Raw genomic sequence first — 17,273 nt, 5'->3', positions numbered from 1 at the left:
TCCGATGACCACGCACGACCGGTCTCCCTTCGACACCGAGTTCCCCACCGCGAGCAGGGGACTGGCGGAACGGACCTCGTCCGACCCGGATGCTCGCGGTTACTTCGGCTCCTTCGGCGGCCGGCACGTGCCCGAGGCCCTCATGGCCGTCATCGACGAGGTGACCACCGCCTACGAGAAGGCCCGCGTCGACGACGACTTCCTCGCCGAACTCGACCGCCTGCAGCGGGATTACAGCGGTCGCCCGTCGCCGCTCTTCGAGGCGGCGCGGCTGCGCGAGCACGCCGGCGGTGCCCGGATCTTCCTCAAGCGCGAGGACCTCAACCACACGGGCTCACACAAGATCAACAACGTCCTCGGTCAGGCCATGTTGGCGCGGCAGATGGGCAAGACCCGCATCATCGCCGAGACCGGTGCCGGACAGCACGGCGTCGCGACGGCGACCGCCTGCGCGCTGTTCGGTCTCGAGTGCATCGTCTACATGGGTCGCGTGGACACCGAACGGCAGGCGCTCAACGTCGCCCGGATGCGTCTGCTCGGGGCGACGGTCGTCGCAGTCGAGGCGGGCTCGGCCACGCTCAAGGACGCGATCAACGAGGCGATGCGCGACTGGGTCACCAACGCGCACAACACTTATTACTGCTTCGGCACCGCTGCAGGACCGCACCCGTTCCCGCTGATGGTCCGTGACCTGCAGCGCATCGTCGGGCTCGAGGCCCGCGCGCAGATGTTGTCGACACTGGGCCGCCTGCCCGACGCGGTGACCGCGTGTGTGGGTGGCGGGTCGAACGCGATCGGCATCTTCCACCCGTTCATCGAAGATGAGGGTGTACGGCTCGTCGGCTTCGAGGCCGCCGGCGACGGCGTCGACTCGGGACGCCACGCCGCGACGTTCTCCGGCGGGACACCGGGCGCGTTCCAGGGCGCGTACTCCTTCCTGCTGCAGGACGACGACGGCCAGACGATCGAGTCCCACTCGATCTCCGCCGGCCTGGACTACCCGGGCGTGGGCCCGGAACACGCCCATCTCCTCGAGACCGGTCGTGCCGAGTACCGCCCGGTCACCGACACCGAGGCCATGGACGCGTTGTCGCTGCTGAGCCGGACCGAGGGGATCATCCCCGCCATCGAATCGGCCCACGCCGTGGCCGGCGCGCTGACGCTGGGACGTGAACTCGGCGACGGCGCCGCGGTGCTGGTGAACCTCTCCGGACGCGGCGACAAGGACGTCGACACCGCAGCCCGGTGGTTCGGACTGTTCGACGCGCCGGACGCCGCGTCGTGAGCGATCGGCTCGCCGACGTCTTCGCACGCTGTTCCGCCGAGGGGCGCGCCGCGCTGATCGGGTACCTGCCGGTCGGTTTCCCCGATCCCGCCCGCTCCCGCGAGCTGCTGCGATTGCTTGTCGAATCCGGTTGCGACATCGTCGAACTCGGCATCCCGTACTCCGACCCCGTGATGGACGGACCCACCATCCAGGCCGCCGCGAACACCGCGCTGGCCGCGGGCGCACGCGTCCGCGACGTCTTCGCCGCCGCGGAGGTCGTGGCCGACGCCGGTGGTTCCCCGGTCGTCATGTCGTACTGGAACCCGGTGCTGCGCTACGGCATCGACGCGTTCGCCCGCGACCTGGCCGCGGCCGGCGGGCAGGGGATCATCACCCCGAACCTCATCCCCGACGAGGCCGACGCGTGGGTCACCGCGTCCGACGCGCACGGTCTCGACCGCATCTTCCTCGTCGCCCCGTCGTCGACCGAGGAGCGTCTGGCCATGACCGTCGAGTCGAGCTCGGGGTTCGTCTACGCCGCCTCCACCATGGGTGTGACCGGCGCCCGCGACGCGGTCTCCGACGCCGCGCCCGAGCTGTGCGCCCGCATCCGGCAGCACTCCGACATCCCGATCGGAGTGGGTCTCGGTGTGCGCAGCGGGGCGCAGGCCGCCGAGATCGCCGCGTACGCCGACGGCGTCATCGTCGGGTCGGCACTCGTCAGCGCCGCCGAGGACGGGGACGCCGCGCTCGCGGCGATCGTGGGTGAACTCGCCGACGGTGTCCGTGCCGCGGGTGTGCGCCGGTGACCCCCTCGTCGAGCACCACCGTGCTCGCCTACATCCCGAGTCCGCCCCAGGGTGTCTGGTACCTCGGGGACTTCCCGCTGCGCGCGTACGCGCTGTGCATCATCGTCGGCATCGTCGTGGCCGTGTGGTGGGGCAACCGCCGCTGGGTCGCCCGCGGTGGCGGCGAGGGCGAGGTCCTCGACGTCGCCATCTGGGCGGTGCCGTTCGGTCTCGTCGGCGGACGGCTCTACCACCTGGCGACCGACTGGCGCACCTACTTCGGTGACGGCCCCAAGACGCCGATCGACGCGCTGAAGATCTGGGACGGCGGACTCGGCATCTGGGGCGCGGTGCTCCTCGGTGCGGTCGGCGCCTGGATCGGCACCCGTCGAGCAGGTATCTCGCTCCCGGCGTTCGGCGACGCCATCGGCCCGCCGATCCTGCTCGCCCAGGCGATCGGGCGGCTCGGCAACTACTTCAACCAGGAGCTCTACGGCGCGCACACCTCACTGCCGTGGGGGTTGGAGATCTACGAGCGCGTCGACGCGAACGGCAACGTCGGGCCGGGTCTCATCGACGGCCGGTCGACCGGCACCGTCGTGGACGTCGTCCAACCGACCTTCCTCTACGAGCTGCTGTGGAACGTCCTCGTCGTGGTCGTCCTCGTCGTCCTCGACCGCCGGTTCCGCATCGGTCACGGTCGCCTGTTCGCCGGGTACGTCGCCGGGTACTGCCTCGGCCGGTTCGTCATCGAACTGCTCCGGGAGGACACGGCCACCCACGTGTTCGGCATCCGGATCAACGTGTTCACCGCGGCGATCGTGTTCCTGTGCGCCGTGGCCTACATCGTGTTCGCGCCGAAGGGCCGTGAGACGCCCGACGAGGTCTACCGCGCCGGCGCACACCCGCGAGCGGGGGACGTGTCATCCGACGACGAGACCGCCCACCACACCCCCGAGGCCGACGACGCGGCCGAGCCGGGGACCGAGGACAAGGCGGCCGGGCCCGACGCCGGCGAGCCCGACACCGGTGGTCCCGAGTCCGCCGAGCCGGACACGTCGGACGCGGGCACGTCGGACACGGACACCGACACGTCGGAGGCGGACACCACGACCTCCGAGACCGACGCATCGCGGTCCGACACCGCCGATCCGGAGACCACCGAGGGCGACGCGGACACGACGGCGCGCCCCGCGCGCTGACCCCCTCGCACGACATCCCGGGCGGGGCAACACCGTTGGGCCACCAGCGGATGGACGGCGGATGACAGCTCGGCGCGGTCGTGGTGACACCCCCGGCAGGGGACTAGGCTCACGTCCGTGAATCGCCGCACCAAGATCGTCTGCACGCTGGGTCCCGCCACCGACAGCGCAGAACGCGTGCGAGATCTCGTCGAGAGCGGGATGGACGTCGCGCGACTGAACTTCAGCCACGGCAGTCACGAGGACCACCAGGCGATGTACGAACGTGTCCGCGCCGCATCGGACACCACGGGTCGCGCAGTCGGCGTCCTGGCCGACCTGCAGGGCCCGAAGATCCGCCTGGGTCGCTTCGAGCAGGGCCGCACCGAATGGGCCACGGGCGAGCAGGTCCGCATCACCGTCGACGACGTCGAGGGCACCCACGACCGTGTGTCGACGACCTACAAGGAACTCGCCGCCGACGCCCAGCCGGGCGACCGACTGCTCGTCGACGACGGCAAGGTCGGGCTGACCGTCACCGACGTCGACGGCAACGACGTGGTGTGCCGGGTGACCGAGGGCGGTCCGGTCAGCAACAACAAGGGCGTCTCGCTGCCCGGCATGAACGTCTCGGTGCCCGCGCTGTCGGAGAAGGACATCGCCGACCTCGAGTTCGCGCTGCGCCTCGGCGTGGACCTCATCGCGTTGTCGTTCGTGCGGTCGCCGTCCGACATCGAACTCGTCCACGAGGTGATGGACCGCGTCGGTCGTCGTGTGCCGGTGATCGCGAAGCTCGAGAAGCCCGAGGCGATCGACAACCTCGAGGCCGTCGTGCTGGCGTTCGACGCGGTCATGGTCGCCCGCGGTGACCTCGGCGTCGAGTTGCCGCTGGAGGAGGTGCCGCTCGTTCAGAAGCGGGCCATACAGATGGCACGGGAGAACGCAAAGCCGGTCATCGTCGCGACGCAGATGCTCGAGTCGATGATCGAGAACTCGCGACCGACCCGCGCCGAGGCGTCCGACGTCGCCAACGCCGTCCTCGACGGCGCCGACGCGGTGATGCTGTCCGGCGAGACGTCGGTCGGCAAGTACGTGATGGAGACCGTGCGGACGATGGCCCGCATCGTCAACGCCGTCGAGAACGGCACCCGCGACGTCCCGCCGCTCAGCCACGTCCCCCGCACCAAGCGCGGCATCATCTCCTACGCCGCACGTGACATCGGGGAACGGCTCGACGCGAAGGCCCTCGTCGCGTTCACGCAGTCCGGGGACACCGTCCGCCGACTGGCGCGGCTGCACACCCGGCTGCCGCTGTTGGCCTTCACCCCGCTGCCCGAGGTGCGCAGCCAACTCGCGCTCAGCTGGGGCACCGAGACGTTCCTCGTCGACTCCGTCGAGAGCACGGACGCGATGATCCGCCAGGTCGACCAGTCGCTCCTGCAGATCGGTCGCCTCGTCGCCGGCGACCAGGTGGTCATCGTCGCCGGTGCCCCTCCCGGTACGGTGGGCTCCACCAACCTGATCCACGTGCACCGGATCGGGGAAGAGGATCACTAGCGGACCGACCGGGGGGCGGGCGTGTGGACCTGACGATGCAGAGTGATCTCGACAAGCTGCTCGACCTGTTCGACCTGAGCGACGCCGGCGGCGACGTGTTCGTCGGGCGGCACCCGGAGCAGAAGACGCCACGGACGTTCGGCGGCCAACTCCTCGCGCAGGGCGTGATCGCCGCCGGTCGGACCATCACCAAGGGCTCGCCACCCGTGCACGCCGTGCACGCCCACTTCATCCGCGGCGGTGACACGTCGCAGCCGCTCGAGTACCACGTGCACCGCTCCCGTGACGCCCGCAGTTTCGCCAACCGCCAGGTGACCGCGATGCAGGGCGACACCGAGATCGTCACCATGCTGGTGGCCTTCCAGGACAACGCGTCGGGACTCGAGCACGCGGTCGAGATCCCCGAGGTGCCCTACCCGGAGGACCTGCCGCCGCTCGGTGAGCACTTCAAGGGCTACGAGGACCGGATCGCGGCGTTCGTCGACGCGATCCACCCCGTCGACATCCGGTTCGCCAACGACCCGACGTGGAAGGCACGCGAGACCGGTGAGCGGATCGAGAAGAACCGGGTGTGGATGCGGGCCGACGGTCTGCTGCCCGACGACCCGCTGATGCACGTCGCGACGATGTGTTACGCCTCCGACACCACGGTGCTCGACTCCGTCATCAGCACCCACGGGCTGTCGTGGGGCATCGACCGCCTCTTCGCGGCGACGGTGAACCACTCGATGTGGTTCCACCGCGAGTTCCGTTTCGACGACTGGATGCTCTACGCGACCGAGTCGCCCGTCGCCGCCGGCTCGCGGGGTCTGGCCTCGGGTCGGTTCTTCACCCGCGACGGGATCCTGGCCACGACGGTCGCCCAGGAGGCGCTCATCAAGGTGTTCCCCTCCCGCGACTGATGTCTCCCGGCGACGTCGCGGTCACCGTCGTCGGTGGCGTCAGCCCGCGCCGTTCTCGGCGAGCAGGGCCAGGCGGTTCAGGCACTCGCGCAGTCGAGGCGCCATCGCCAGGCGCTGTACCTCGTCCGGCGCCCACGCGAAGGGCGGGGTCTCGGCATGCTCGTCCATCACCAGTCGTGAACCGCCGTTGGTCTTCTCGACGGTCAGCGCGATGCGGGCGGTACCGAAAGGCCACGCGCGCGCGGACAACTCGAGGTACCCGGCGCGCGATTCCAGCGAGCGGGTCTCGTCGTCGAGCAGCACCGGCCACGCGCCCACCGAGTGGTGGATGCGGGCACCTGCGCTGGGCCAGGTGGGATCGACGTCGCGGATGCGCGCCGCGCCGACCACCCAGGACGAGAAGAGCCAGCCGTTCGAGAGCACCGACCACACCTGGGCGGGTGTCGCGGAACTCTCGTGGGTCACTGCGGGCATGGTCGTGTCACCTCTCGTGTGGTCGGGACCGGTCGCCGCTGTGGTACCCCGCCGCGGGCCGGACGAACCCGTGGCGTGTCCCACGATTGAGATGGTTCGGTCGTGGGTACCCACCCGACGACACCTAGGAGGAGACATCACCGACACCCTCGAGTCCACCCGACTCATCGACGGCGCGGGTCTCGCACCGCAGCTTCCCACGCCCCGCGGCGCGATCTCCCGCGCCGTCGTGGCGCTGCTCGCGTCGGACGCCGACGCCACGACCCCGGACGTGACCCTCGCGATCGATGCCGCGGCGGTCGACGCGGCCGACCCGTACGGCGACGACCTCCAGCTGGCCCTGCACGTCTGTTACGAGCTGCACTACCGCGGGTTCGCCGGCGTCGACGCCGAATGGGAGTGGAACCCCGCCCTGCTGACGCTGCGCGCACGGCTCGAACGGGTCTTCCGCGCCTCGGTCGTCGCGGACACCGCGGTCTCGCCCGACACCGGTGCCGCCGAGGTCGAGGCGGAGATGGACGCGCTGTCGACCGAACCGATGGACGGCGAGGGTCCGTCGTGGTTCCTGCGGCAGGAGGGGACCTGGGAACAGATGCGGGAGATGTTCGCATTGCGCTCGATCTACCACCTCAAGGAGGCCGACCCGCATGCGTGGGCCATCCCGCGACTGACGGGTCAGGCCAAGGCGTCGTTCGTCGCCGTCGAGTTCGACGAGTTCGGTGGGGGACGCGGGGATCGGGTCCACCAGCAGCTCTTCGCCGACCTGATGCGCGCCGCCGACCTCGACACCGCCTACCTCGGATACCTCGACCGCGCACCGGCCGCGGCCCTGGTCCCGGTGAACCTGATGACGATGTTCGGGCTGCACCGGGCGTCGCGCGGGGCCACGGTCGGCCATCTCGCCGCGACCGAGATCACGTCGTCACCCGGGTCGCGTCGTCTCGCCGAGGCGCTGCAGCGACTCGACGCGCCGCAGGAATGTGCCGCCTTCTACCTCGAACACGTCGAGGCCGACGCCGTCCACGAGCAGGTGCTGCGCACCGACGTCGTCGGCGACCTCGTCACCCGCGAGCCGTCGACCGCCCCGGACGTCCTGTTCGGGATGCGCGCGTTCGGTCTCGTCGAGGACCGGCTCGCCGACCACATGATGCGCAGCTGGCTCGCCGGACGATCGGCGATCGACCTGGGCTGACGGCCCGCGGGGTGTCGGTGGGGACACCCCGCCGGCGGTCATCGGTCCGCGCGGATCCGCCGTCGGTGGCTGGTGTCGCACAGCGGATAGGTCTTGCTGCGTCTGCAGGCGCAGAGCGCCACCATGAACCGGTCCGACTCCACCACCCGCCCATCGGGCATCTCCACACGCACGGGGCCCTCGACCATGATCGGGCCGCCCGGCACCACGCGGACCGTGCGACGGTCCGTCACAGCGACGCCCGGATGACGGCGAGTTCCTCGGTGTCGGCGCCGGGCGGGAGCAGGCCCCGTGCGACGAGCCAGTCGCGGCGGTCGAGCATCACCGGCCCGAGCGGGATCCGTGTGCGGGACAGCACCTCCGACGACAGGCCCGCGTCCCGGCAGGCCTGCACGGTCGCGTCGATGCCGGCGACCTCGGAGTGCACGAGGAGGGCGACACCGCCGGGTACGAGCAGGTCGGGGAGCCTGCAGCACAACGGGTCCAGCACCGATCGTCCGTCACGGCCGGCGTCCCAGGCGGATTCGGCCGACGCGTGGTCGACGTCCTCGCGCGGGGCGGGGACGTAGGGCGGATTGCAGACGACGACGTCGAACGGGCCGTGCTCGATCGCGTCGGTGAGACATCCGCGTCGGGCATGCATCGCCGGCGCGTGACGGGCGGCGTTGGCGGCGGCGCTGCGGACCGCGGCGGGATTCAGGTCGAGAGCGAGGACCTCGGCCGCGCGCCGACGGGCCGCGGTCACGGCCGCGATGCCGGTGCCGCAGCACAGGTCCAGCACGCGGGAACCGGCGACGCGGTCACCGAGCCCACGGATGGCCTCCACCAGCAGGTAGGAATCGCTCTGGGGAGCGTAGACGGACAGGTCGACGACCAGGTCGTCGGCAGGCAGAGAGAGGGTGGGTGCGGGGGAGGACGGGCCGGCCGGGGCCGGGAAGGGGGTCTGCAGGAGCACGTGTCACCTCGCGACATCGATGTCGATCGGTGCCGTAGCGTCGACACCTCAACGAGGACATACCCGTTCTCGCGCCGGGCGAAACCCCGATGGCCTCAGACGTTCTCCAGCACCATCCCGCGGTGCATCACGCGGTCGCCGACGACGCCGGAATGGTCGGCACGGTGCAGGACACACCGGTTGTCCCACATCACGACGTCGCCCGCTGACCACGCATGGGCGAGGACATTGTCGTCGCGGGTGCTGTGCTCGAGCAGGGAGACGATCGTGTCCTGCGCCTCCTCGGCGCTCAGGCCCGAGATCGCCGCGCACCGTTGCGGTGTCGAGAGATAGAGCGCGGTCCGTCCCGAGCGGGGATGCGGAGCGGCCAGCGGGTGGTCGGCGGAGGTCTCGGCGTCGTCGTCGAGCTCCAGCCCGGTGACGACGTGGGTGACCGTGCGCCGGGTCAGGTCCTCGCGGACGATGTCCGGCAGCGTCTCGAACGCGCGGTACTGGTCGGCGAAGAGGGTCTGCCCGCCCTGTTCCGGCACCTCGACCGCCCGGAGGGCGGTGTACGCCGGCGGCTGAGCGACATAGCTGGTGTCGGTGTGGAATTGCGACCGCGGCGGAGTCGTGCGTCCGACGTTGGAGATGACGTTGAGCTCCGGGAAGTCCTCGACCGGTGTCTCGCCCTGCGTGAAGGTGGTCTGCCCGAAGGACCGGAGAAAGTCGAGGAACGCGACGTCGTCGATGTCCTGGCCGGGGAACACCGCGACACCGTGCTCGGCCAGGAGGACTCGCAGTGCGTCGACGGTGTCGGGATCGATTGCGCCGACGGTGATCTCGGTGACGCGCACACCGAACGGATGCAGCGGGGTGGTCTTCATGCGGTCGCCCTCTCTCGGTCGAGTTCGTGCAGCACGGTGTCGAAGAGCGTGGTGAGGTCCATCCCCGCGGCCGCGGCCATGACGGCGATCACGCTGCCGGGGGAGAACGAGCAGTAGGGCCCGGCCTCGAGAAAGAACGGCCTGCCGTCGGGGTCGATGCGGAAGTCGAAGAGGCTGTAGTGCCGGCAGCCCAGAGCGGTGTGCGCACGTCGGGCCGCCTCGTGCACCCGCGCGACCACGGGATCGTCGTCGGGCACGATCCACGCGCGGTCGGTGGTCTTCGCGACGAGGAACAGGTCACCGTCGTCGCCGCGGGAGAGCTTGTCCCGGGGCGTGCGGATGGGCGCGGACTCGGCGTCGACGGCGTACTCCTCGAGCGGGAGGCACACCAGCTCGGCGTCGCGGACCACGATGCCGCAGCGGACCTCTCGGCCCAGCGGCACGAACTCCTCGACGAGCGCGGAGGTGCCGTGGGCGAGGGCCTCCTCGAGCGCCCGGGGCAACTCGGTCGGATCTGTGACGAGGGTGACGCCGACGGAGTTGTCGGCGTCGACGGGCTTCACGACCACCGGCGGCGCGAGGCCCGGTGTGTCGCCGCGGGTGACGACCTCCCCGGCCGGGACGGCCACGCCCGCCGCCGCGACGACTGCGCGCGCCTGCGCCTTGTCCGCGGCGACGGCCATCACCTCGGCGGTGTTGCCGATGACGTCGATGCCGAGAACCGCGAACAGAGACCGGTACGCGGTCATGCCCGGGCGGCAGAACATCTGCGGCAGAACGGCATCGACGTCGAGCGAGCGGATGTGCGCGATCGCGCCGGCCACGTCGAGGTGCTCCGCCTCGGCGATGGTCGATGCCTGCAGATCGGCCGGGAACGTCCATGCCCGATCAGGCGACACGTGCGCGATGACGTGCTCGAACCGGTCGTCACCGGCGAGCGCGTCGAGACACCCTCCGGCATAGAGGCGCGACAGGTCTGCGAAGAACTCGTCGACCGGGGATCCGACGAGGTGCAGGAGACGACGCGCCATCTCAGTCGCCGCCGTTCTCGACGAGTTTGCCGATGTTGAGGTCGATCCGTGCCCACCCGCGCCGCGCACGCAGGTTCGCCAGCAGCAGCGACGGGATGTGCGCGTGGTGGACCATGAAGAACGGCAGCGGGTCCTCGGGGGAGAAGATGGCGTCGGTGCTGCGTCGGATGCTGTTCCACCGCGCACGCCGGTCGGGGCCGGTGAGCAGACGCCACAGCTCGTGGTAGATCCAGTGCGTCGGACGCGATGTCGGGGTCGGGACGATCGTGGGGTGACCGTCGTCGAGGTACGCCGCGGCCAACTCGGGGTGGTCGTAGAACATCGTGATCGCCGAGTGGGTCCGGGGGTTGCACTCGATCGCGTAGACCTCGCCGTCGGGCGCCTCGATGAAGTCGAACGACGCCTGGCCGGTGAGCCCGGTCGACGCGAGGAACGTCTCGACCCAGTCCCGGATGCGCGGGTGTTCGGTCATGGCGTAGTTGATCTGGAACGCCGACGACTCGCAGCATGCCCACACCTGCAGCCTGCCGTCGCGGACGGTGCCGTGCGTGCAGTACTCCGTGCCGGCGATGAACTCCTGCAGGATCCACGGGTCCTCGTCGCTGATCGACAACGTCCGCGCGAAGGCCGCGTTCTCCCGGGGTGTCTCGGCACGTAGCCGGGTCAGGTCCATGCGCCCCACGGGGTTGTAGGCGATGCGTTTGAGGATGTACTCCCGGCCCGGGCGGAAGTCGAAGTCGTCGATCTGCGCGGGGTGGGTGATGCGGGCGAAGTGCGGGACCGACAGCCCGAGCTTCTCCGCGCGCTCGGAGAACGCGGCCTTGTCGTCCAGCATCGCGATGGTGTCGACGTCTCCGTGCAGCACCTCGCACCGCTGGTCGAGCAGTGAGCGGGCCGCGGCCTCGACGACACTGGACGCCGGACTCGACACGGGCACCACCACGTCGACGCGCTCGCGGTCGACGATGTCGGCGAGCGCGCGGGCGTAGTCGGGTGAGCTCGTCTCGGGTGTGGTGTGGAATGCGTCGACGGCGCGCGAGAACCGGTGTCCTGTCTGGCGATACTTCGCCGACTCGACCAGGACCACCCGATGGCCCGCGGCGTGGAACGCGCGTGCCAGCGCGAGTGACTTCGTCATCTTCCCGCCGGTGACGAGGACGGTGCGACGGTCCCGCGCCGGGGTCGCCGCGGGTGGGCGGTGGCGGCCGGCGAGTGCGACACCCACCACGACGCCGTCGACAACCGCCGTCAGGACCGACGCGGCGAGCACACCCACGGTGCGCGCCGCGTTGGCCTCGCGCAGCGACGTCACGACGCTCGCGTCTCCACCCGGCGGATCAGGGTCACCCCGTCGCGGATGGGCACCAGCACCTGCTCGACGCGGTCGTCCGCGGCGACGGCGGCGTTGAAGTCGGCGATCGCACGACCGTTCTCGGTGGCCGGCGTGCCGTCGCGATAGGGCTGACCCTGCATGAGGGTGTTGTCGACCGCGATGACGGCATGCGGTGCGAGCAACGAGGACTCGAGCAGGCGGTCCAGATATCGCGCGTACCCGGCCTTGTCCGCGTCGATGAAGACGAGGTCGAACGGCGCGATGCCACCACGCTCGGCGTGACCGGCGAGTTCGCGCAGCGTGTCGTCGGCCGGGCCCACCAGCACGTCGATGCGATCGGCGACACCCGCCTCGGCGAACGACTCCTGCGCGAACGCCGCGACGTCGGCGTCGATCTCACTCGCCACCACGCGAGCCTCCGGGCCCGCGGCCTGCGCCATCGCGAGCGCCGAGTACCCGGTGAACATGCCCAGCTCGAGGATGCGGCGGGCGCCGGTCATGTGGACGAGGAACTCCAGGAAGCGTCCTTCGACGTGACCGGACAGCATCTCCTGCTCGAGCGGGACCGCGTGATCCCCCGTGTCCCAGTCGGTGCCCTGCGTCCGTCGGGTCAGGCCGGCCAGGGCCGGGGACTCCGGCGACGTGCAGGTTGCCACGTACTCGTCGAGACCTGTTGCCAGATCACGGGATCGACGTGCGGCCTCCAGGATGTCGCCGTCCACCCCCGCGTCGGCCAGTCGTTCGCAGAGCGTGACCAGCTCGGAGGCCAACACCGTCGTCGGTGTGACCGGCCGTGGTGCGGGGAGGGTCTCGGCGCCGGCGGAACGGTCAGGCATCGCTGCGGTCGGTGAACATGCCCGTTCCCTCGCCGCCGCGCGGGAACTCGGCGCAGATCTTTCGGTGCACCTCGAGCGTGTCGACGAGTTCGCCGGTGGACACGTCGTTGAGGAAGACGCAGCTGCCGATCGGGTTCGGGATGGCGGCGCGCAGCATGCCGTCGCGGGTGCGCAGGATCGAGTCGGTCGCCTCGGTGAGCAGCTCCGCGGTGAGATACGGGCTGTCGAGCGCCAGGCCGATACGGCTCATCGCGCCGAGCACGCGATCGCGCTCCTCGGGTGTGATGTGCCCGCGCTGCTCGGCCAACGTCGTCGAGTAGGCCATGTCGACGTTGATCGCGTGGCCGTGGAAGTACGGGGCGGGCGGGGTGAGCTCCAGCGTGGGGCTCCATGTGTGGCCGAAGGCGATCACCCGGTCGAGATCGATCTCGTGCAGGTTCGGCGATTCGAGTTCGAGCATGGTCGCGATGGCGGCGTAGGTCACCCGGTCACCGATGGCCCGGATCTCCGGGGTGCCGTCGAGGTGTCCGAAGCGGGTCCGCAGGAGGTCGGGGCCGTGTTCGTCGAGGAGGTCGAAGATCTCCCGGTTGCCGACGACCGAGATCTTGATGAGCTCGGCCATCCCGTTGCGCACCTGGTCCTCGGGCAATGTCGCGAGGAACGAGAAGTCCAGCAGGACCTGCTGGCTGGCGTGGTAGGCGCCGAGACGGTTCTTGTGCTTGCCGTGGTTGACGGCGACCTTGATCGACACGCTGGCGTCGATGAGCCCGATCAGGGTGGTGGGGATGCGGATGTAGGGCGTGTTGCGCCGGTAGGCCGCGCAGGCGAATCCGGCGACGTCGGTGCTCAACCCGCCACCGACGACGAGCACCGGCTCGGTGCGCACGAGACCGAACGCGTCGAACGCGGTGACGATCTTCTCGAACGTCTCCAGCGACTTGGCGGTCTCGGCGATCGCCACCTCGTGCACGGTCAGTTCGATGCCGTGGTGGGCGAAGTACGCGCGGAACCGCTCGCCGTACAGGGCCGCCACCGACTCGTCGACGACCATGAGGCAGCGTCCGTAGGGGGCGTAGGCCTCGGCGAGATGCCGGTTTGCCGTGTCGAAGACACCGTCGACGTACACCAGGTCGTACTCGATCTTCTCGTAGCCCTCGACGTGGAACGACGTGTCGGTCGCGGTCACGCTGGCCTGCATGTTGTTCATGGGTTCTCCTGGTCTGCTGCGATCGACGGTGCCGCGATCGAGGTCGTGTCGGTCGTCGTGATCAGGCGGCCGCGGAAGCGAGGTCGCCCACGTGGGTGGGGTCGAGGGCATCGACCTGTTCGAGTGCGTCGGCGAACGTCGTTCCCGCGGTGTTCTCGTTGGGGAAGGCGACGCAGCGGATGGATGCGGCCCGCGCGGCGCTCACACCACCCACGTTGTCCTCGATGGCGACGACGTCGCCGGCGGACTCACCGAGCTGGGTCAGCGCGTACTCGTAGACCGCCTTGTCCGGCTTCGGCGAGTCGACGGAGGTGACGTCGGTGATGATGTCGAACGAGTCGGTGCTGACGTCGGGTCCGAGTGCGGAGAGCACCGCCGCGACGTTCTCCTGCGAGGTCGTGGTGACGAGGCCGACCTTCATCCCGCGCTCCCGGGCGGCGGAGATGGTCTCCACGACGCCGGGACGTGCGGACGCGCCGTCCTGCAGCAGGATGGTCCGGAAGATCTCCGACTTGGTCGCGTGGACGGCGTCGGCGTCGACCTTCTCGCCCCGCTGGCCGGCGTAGTCGGCGACACGGTTGGCGCCCCCGTTGCTGCCGAGCATCGAGCGGTAGTCGTCGCGGGACCACTCCCAGTCCAGCCCGTGCGAACGAAACGCCTCGTTGAACGCGCGCCGCTGGATCTCGGAGGTGTCGACGAGGGTGCTGATGGAACCGAACAGAACTGCGGACACGGTGTGACCTTCCGGTGGTTGTGATGCACGCGCGGAACCGTCGGAACTCGCGGCGCGCGATTGCCAGTGTGAACCGGCGGCTGTCGAGGATTAGTCCTCGCACGTCAATGACGTTGAGAGCGCAGTGGTTTCACTCACAACACAGGCATATGTGCTCACAGTACAGTACCGGTCGCTTCGTTCAATAGTGTTTCGGTGAAAACTTTCTGGCCGAAAATCTCGGGCCCATGCGGGCGGGGAGGCCGCAAGTGATGGCAGAGTCGTGTGGGACAGCAGGTGACATGGGGGTCCACGACCGAACCGGAGATGACGGTGAGCAACGAGGATGCGCGCGTGGCACGCACGCGTGCCGACGTCTCCCGGACCGTCCGACGGTTGCTGGCCGAGGAGGGGTGGGACGCGGTCACCCATGCGCATGTGGCGCGGGTGGCCGGGTACTCCAAGACGACGCTGTACACGCACTGGCCGGCCCGGGCCGACCTCCTCCGCATCGCGGTCGAGTCGCTCGGGGACATGCCCCACGCCGAGGCGGTCGGTGATCTGCGGGCGGATCTGATCGCCGAGGTGACGGCATTCCGGACGGCGATCGAGGAACTCGCGCTCGACAAGGTCCTGATGGCCCTGGCGCAGCAGGGCGCCACCGACGCGCAGATCGCAGAGGTCCGCAAGGCGCTCGTCGCCGACGGTGAGCGCCACGTCCGCCACCTCCTGTCCGTCGTCACCGACGAGCGTCGACGCGACGCCGCGGTGCAGATGGTCTCGGGCGTCGTGCTCTGTCCCGCCGTCATGTACGGCGACCTGCCCGACGACAACGTCATCGCCGAGGCGGTCGACATCCTCCTGGGTGGGCTCGGGGAGGGGTGAGCGGCCCCGACGCGAGCGGCGTCCGGTGGGTGCGGCGGATGGACGACGGCGTACCGATCGACCTCGCCGTACGCCGGTCGCATGGCGGGACCGGCAGGCCGGTGCTCGCGGTGCACGGCATGGGGGGCGACCACACGACCTGGCGCCGACTCGCCGCCGCCCTGCGCTCGGAGGGGCGTCCCGTCGTGTCCTACGACCAGCGGGGCCACGGGCAGAGCTCGCGGGGTGTCTACGACCTCGACCGGATGCGCGACGACCTGCTGTCGATCATGGCCGACCTCCCCGGCGACGGGTCCGTCGACGTCGTCGCCCATTCGCTCGGCGCACATGTGGCACTGCGGGCGGCGATGGTGGCCCCCGACCGCTTCGGGCGGCTCGTCCTCGAGGAGGTGCCACCCACCCCGCGGGACGCCGCCGACGTCGCCGAGGGGATCGTCCCGCGCAGCTCACCCCGCGAGATGGTCCTCGGGGTGCTCGACGTCATCCGCGACCCGCGTCCGGTGATGCGCTTCGACGTGCGACTGGCACCGACGGTCCAGGCGGCGTTCGGCGAACCCGACCCCGACTGGTGGGCCGGCCTGTCGCGGGTACGCACCCCGGTGCTCGTCGTCTCCGGCGGCGAGCAGAGCTTCCTCCCGCCGCGGCACCTGCGCACACTCGCCGGTGCGCTGCCGGACGGGCACTTCCTCGCCATCCCGACCGGGCACAGCGTGCACCGCGACCGTCCCGACGACTTCGCCGCCGCCGCGCTGGGCTTCCTGCGCGGCGAGGACGTCGGGGCCCGACGCTGACACACTCGCCGCTGATGAGCGCACCCGATCCCGAGTCCCGCTGCCCGTGCACGTCGGGATCGCCGTTCGGCGAGTGCTGCGGGCCCGTGCTCGACGGCACGCGACCGGCACCGACCGCGGAGTCGCTCATGCGGTCGCGGTTCACGGCGTTCGCGATCGGCGACGTGGCGCATCTGGAGGCGTCGTGGCACCCGACGACCCGGCCGCAGTCGATCGACCTGGACCCCGATGTGCGGTGGTACCGGCTCGACGTCGAGGACGTCGTCGCGGGCGGGCTGTTCGACGATCGGGGCGAGGTCGCGTTCCGCGCGTTCCACCGGTCGCCCGACGGTCGTGGCGTGCTGGCCGAGCGAAGCCGTTTCGTGCGCGAGAGCGGCCGATGGACCTACCTCGACGGCGTTCTGGGCTGACCCGTCGGTCGGGGTCAGCGCGTCGTGATCCAGGTGAGAACCGACTGCGCGGCTCTCGGATCGCCGTACTGGGTGCCGACGACCCCGGCGACACCCGCCCCGATCGCGGCACCCACCGCGGCCCCCGGGACCGCGAGGAGGCAGGCGCCGAACACGGTGCAGCCGACGACGAGTCCGACCGCCGCACCGACGACCGTCCCGACTCCGGCGCCCGCAGCAGCGGCGACCGTGCCCGCACGGTTCAGGCCGTTGGCGACGTGGAAGAGCATGTCGTAGTAGGCGCGGTCCTTGGCCTTCGAGACCGGGTGCCGGCCCTGCTTCAGCGCCGTGGCCACGGCTGTCGGCAGCACTGGGGTGAGGGTGGCCGTCCGACCGCCCGCCCCGAGCGTCGTCCGCAGTGCGACGGGCGTCCCGTCGAGGGGGACCGAGGTGGGGATCCGGTCGAGGACGCGGCCGCGGGTGTCGGTGACGACCAACCCGTCCGGCGCCGCCCGGAAAACGGCGCCCGACAGCGCCGACGTGATGTTGCCGTCGTCCGAGACGGCAACCCGATAGGTGGGCGGTGTGCCCGCGCCCGCGGCACCCGACACACTCCCACCGATGACCATCGCCGCGACCACCGCGGGCACGGCGACCGATGTCGCCCGCGCCCGGACTCGCATGCGTCCACCCCGCATGATCTCCCCCTCAGGACTGCTGTCGCGGATGCTATCCGACGGCGGTGCGACCGGCGGGACGCGGAGAAACTGTGTGCCCTCGGTGAGACTCGAACTCACACTGGACGGGTTTTGAATCCGTTGCCTCTGCCAATTGGGCTACGAGGGCGTGGCGTCGTCGGGCCGGCGGTCCGTCAGGCGCGCGGAAGACCACGCTAGTGGATCGCCGG

General features: G+C 70.4%; 18 protein-coding genes, 1 tRNA gene and 1 pseudogene. 9 read left to right on the top strand and 11 right to left on the bottom strand.

Annotated features, from left to right (window positions below):
• Nucleotides 1-4 precede the first annotated feature (4 nt).
• The 5 genes and pseudogenes from trpB (at nt 5) to Q1A98_RS19845 (ending at nt 5,695) form a co-directional block, all read left to right on the top strand.
• On the top strand, nt 5-1,285 hold the full coding sequence (gene trpB, locus Q1A98_RS19865; protein ID WP_299576686.1) for a tryptophan synthase subunit beta: 1,281 nt from the start codon (nt 5-7) through the stop codon (nt 1,283-1,285).
• Nucleotides 1,282-2,076 (top strand): tryptophan synthase subunit alpha, encoded by a 795-nt coding sequence (gene trpA, locus Q1A98_RS19860; RefSeq protein WP_299576684.1) that lies wholly within the window; start codon nt 1,282-1,284, stop codon nt 2,074-2,076. Before trpB ends, trpA begins: the two co-directional genes overlap by 4 nt.
• A pseudogene (gene lgt, locus Q1A98_RS19855) lies at nt 2,073-2,945 on the top strand (prolipoprotein diacylglyceryl transferase); the annotation flags it as partial. The gene trpA and the pseudogene lgt, both read left to right, overlap by 4 nt.
• Before the next feature lie 429 nt (nt 2,946-3,374).
• Nucleotides 3,375-4,793, top strand: coding sequence for a pyruvate kinase (pyk, locus tag Q1A98_RS19850; protein ID WP_299576682.1), 1,419 nt, complete (start codon nt 3,375-3,377; stop codon nt 4,791-4,793).
• A 35-nt stretch (nt 4,794-4,828) separates the two neighbouring features.
• Entirely contained in the window at nt 4,829-5,695 is an 867-nt protein-coding gene (locus Q1A98_RS19845) for an acyl-CoA thioesterase II (RefSeq protein WP_299576680.1), read from the top strand.
• 39 nt (nt 5,696-5,734) lie between these two features.
• On the opposite strand, the gene Q1A98_RS19840 is transcribed toward Q1A98_RS19845, so the two are convergent.
• The gene (locus Q1A98_RS19840; RefSeq protein ID WP_299576678.1) at nt 5,735-6,169 is read right to left on the bottom strand and encodes an SRPBCC family protein; all 435 of its coding nucleotides are present in this window, start codon (nt 6,167-6,169) and stop codon (nt 5,735-5,737) included.
• A 91-nt stretch (nt 6,170-6,260) separates the two neighbouring features.
• Between Q1A98_RS19840 and Q1A98_RS19835 the strand changes: the two genes are divergently transcribed.
• Nucleotides 6,261-7,361 (top strand): iron-containing redox enzyme family protein, encoded by a 1,101-nt coding sequence (locus Q1A98_RS19835; protein WP_299576676.1) that lies wholly within the window; start codon nt 6,261-6,263, stop codon nt 7,359-7,361.
• A gap of 38 nt (nt 7,362-7,399) precedes the next feature.
• On the opposite strand, the gene Q1A98_RS19830 is transcribed toward Q1A98_RS19835, so the two are convergent.
• From Q1A98_RS19830 to Q1A98_RS19795, 8 genes are all read right to left on the bottom strand, one after another.
• Nucleotides 7,400-7,594: a CDGSH iron-sulfur domain-containing protein gene (locus Q1A98_RS19830; protein ID WP_299576674.1), complete on the bottom strand. Its 195-nt coding sequence runs from the start codon at nt 7,592-7,594 to the stop codon at nt 7,400-7,402.
• A complete protein-coding gene (locus tag Q1A98_RS19825) occupies nt 7,591-8,316 on the bottom strand; it encodes a HemK2/MTQ2 family protein methyltransferase (RefSeq protein ID WP_299576672.1) in 726 nt (241 codons plus the stop codon). The genes Q1A98_RS19830 and Q1A98_RS19825 overlap by 4 nt, the downstream gene beginning before the upstream one ends.
• A gap of 95 nt (nt 8,317-8,411) precedes the next feature.
• On the bottom strand, nt 8,412-9,182 hold the full coding sequence (locus tag Q1A98_RS19820; RefSeq protein WP_299576670.1) for a TauD/TfdA family dioxygenase: 771 nt from the start codon (nt 9,180-9,182) through the stop codon (nt 8,412-8,414).
• On the bottom strand, nt 9,179-10,213 hold the full coding sequence (locus tag Q1A98_RS19815) for a D-alanine--D-alanine ligase (RefSeq protein WP_299576669.1): 1,035 nt from the start codon (nt 10,211-10,213) through the stop codon (nt 9,179-9,181). Before Q1A98_RS19815 ends, Q1A98_RS19820 begins: the two co-directional genes overlap by 4 nt.
• Nucleotide 10,214: 1 nt before the next feature.
• Entirely contained in the window at nt 10,215-11,525 is a 1,311-nt protein-coding gene (locus Q1A98_RS19810; protein ID WP_299576667.1) for an ATP-grasp enzyme, read from the bottom strand.
• Nucleotides 11,522-12,382 (bottom strand): class I SAM-dependent methyltransferase, encoded by an 861-nt coding sequence (locus tag Q1A98_RS19805; RefSeq protein ID WP_299576665.1) that lies wholly within the window; start codon nt 12,380-12,382, stop codon nt 11,522-11,524. The genes Q1A98_RS19810 and Q1A98_RS19805 overlap by 4 nt, the downstream gene beginning before the upstream one ends.
• The gene (locus tag Q1A98_RS19800) at nt 12,375-13,589 is read right to left on the bottom strand and encodes a sedoheptulose 7-phosphate cyclase (protein WP_299576663.1); all 1,215 of its coding nucleotides are present in this window, start codon (nt 13,587-13,589) and stop codon (nt 12,375-12,377) included. The genes Q1A98_RS19805 and Q1A98_RS19800 overlap by 8 nt, the downstream gene beginning before the upstream one ends.
• Before the next feature lie 61 nt (nt 13,590-13,650).
• On the bottom strand, nt 13,651-14,322 hold the full coding sequence (locus tag Q1A98_RS19795; RefSeq protein ID WP_299576661.1) for an HAD-IA family hydrolase: 672 nt from the start codon (nt 14,320-14,322) through the stop codon (nt 13,651-13,653).
• Nucleotides 14,323-14,655: 333 nt separating this feature from the next.
• On the opposite strand from Q1A98_RS19795, the gene Q1A98_RS19790 reads away from it, so the two are divergent.
• Genes Q1A98_RS19790 through Q1A98_RS19780 form a run of 3 tightly spaced genes read left to right on the top strand, consistent with a single transcriptional unit; the run spans nt 14,656 to nt 16,387 of the window.
• Nucleotides 14,656-15,186 (top strand): TetR/AcrR family transcriptional regulator, encoded by a 531-nt coding sequence (locus Q1A98_RS19790; protein WP_299576659.1) that lies wholly within the window; start codon nt 14,656-14,658, stop codon nt 15,184-15,186.
• On the top strand, nt 15,183-15,977 hold the full coding sequence (locus Q1A98_RS19785) for an alpha/beta fold hydrolase (protein WP_299576657.1): 795 nt from the start codon (nt 15,183-15,185) through the stop codon (nt 15,975-15,977). The genes Q1A98_RS19790 and Q1A98_RS19785 overlap by 4 nt, the downstream gene beginning before the upstream one ends.
• A 14-nt stretch (nt 15,978-15,991) precedes the next feature.
• Nucleotides 15,992-16,387: a YchJ family metal-binding protein gene (locus Q1A98_RS19780; protein ID WP_299576655.1), complete on the top strand. Its 396-nt coding sequence runs from the start codon at nt 15,992-15,994 to the stop codon at nt 16,385-16,387.
• Between the two features lie 14 nt (nt 16,388-16,401).
• Here Q1A98_RS19780 and Q1A98_RS19775 read toward each other — a convergent pair whose 3' ends face one another.
• Together Q1A98_RS19775 and Q1A98_RS19770 are read right to left on the bottom strand one after the other, a co-directional pair.
• Nucleotides 16,402-17,049, bottom strand: coding sequence for a hypothetical protein (locus Q1A98_RS19775; RefSeq protein ID WP_299576653.1), 648 nt, complete (start codon nt 17,047-17,049; stop codon nt 16,402-16,404).
• 89 nt (nt 17,050-17,138) lie between these two features.
• Nucleotides 17,139-17,212 (bottom strand) — tRNA-Leu (locus tag Q1A98_RS19770).
• Nucleotides 17,213-17,273 lie beyond the last annotated feature (61 nt).

This window comes from uncultured Williamsia sp. (assembly GCF_947494875.1).
Lineage (GTDB): Bacteria > Actinomycetota > Actinomycetes > Mycobacteriales > Mycobacteriaceae > Williamsia_A.
Note: the sequence above shows the minus strand (reverse complement) of the source record. Positions and strands in the feature narration are given on the sequence as shown.

Bases quoted from the DNA above. Each gene is read 5' to 3' on its own strand.
- Q1A98_RS19800 (WP_299576663.1), bottom strand. From the start codon at position 13,589: ATGAACAACATGCAGGCCAGCGTGACCGCGACCGACACGTCGTTCCAC.
- Q1A98_RS19815 (WP_299576669.1), bottom strand. From the start codon at position 10,213: ATGGCGCGTCGTCTCCTGCACCTCGTCGGATCCCCGGTCGACGAGTTC.
- Q1A98_RS19805 (WP_299576665.1), bottom strand. From the start codon at position 12,382: ATGCCTGACCGTTCCGCCGGCGCCGAGACCCTCCCCGCACCACGGCCG.
- Q1A98_RS19820 (WP_299576670.1), bottom strand. From the start codon at position 9,182: ATGAAGACCACCCCGCTGCATCCGTTCGGTGTGCGCGTCACCGAGATC.
- Q1A98_RS19835 (WP_299576676.1), top strand. From the start codon at position 6,261: ATGGTTCGGTCGTGGGTACCCACCCGACGACACCTAGGAGGAGACATC.
- Q1A98_RS19780 (WP_299576655.1), top strand. From the start codon at position 15,992: ATGAGCGCACCCGATCCCGAGTCCCGCTGCCCGTGCACGTCGGGATCG.
- Q1A98_RS19845 (WP_299576680.1), top strand. From the start codon at position 4,829: ATGCAGAGTGATCTCGACAAGCTGCTCGACCTGTTCGACCTGAGCGAC.
- trpB (WP_299576686.1), top strand. From the start codon at position 5: ATGACCACGCACGACCGGTCTCCCTTCGACACCGAGTTCCCCACCGCG.
- Q1A98_RS19775 (WP_299576653.1), bottom strand. From the start codon at position 17,049: ATGCGAGTCCGGGCGCGGGCGACATCGGTCGCCGTGCCCGCGGTGGTC.
- Q1A98_RS19840 (WP_299576678.1), bottom strand. From the start codon at position 6,169: ATGCCCGCAGTGACCCACGAGAGTTCCGCGACACCCGCCCAGGTGTGG.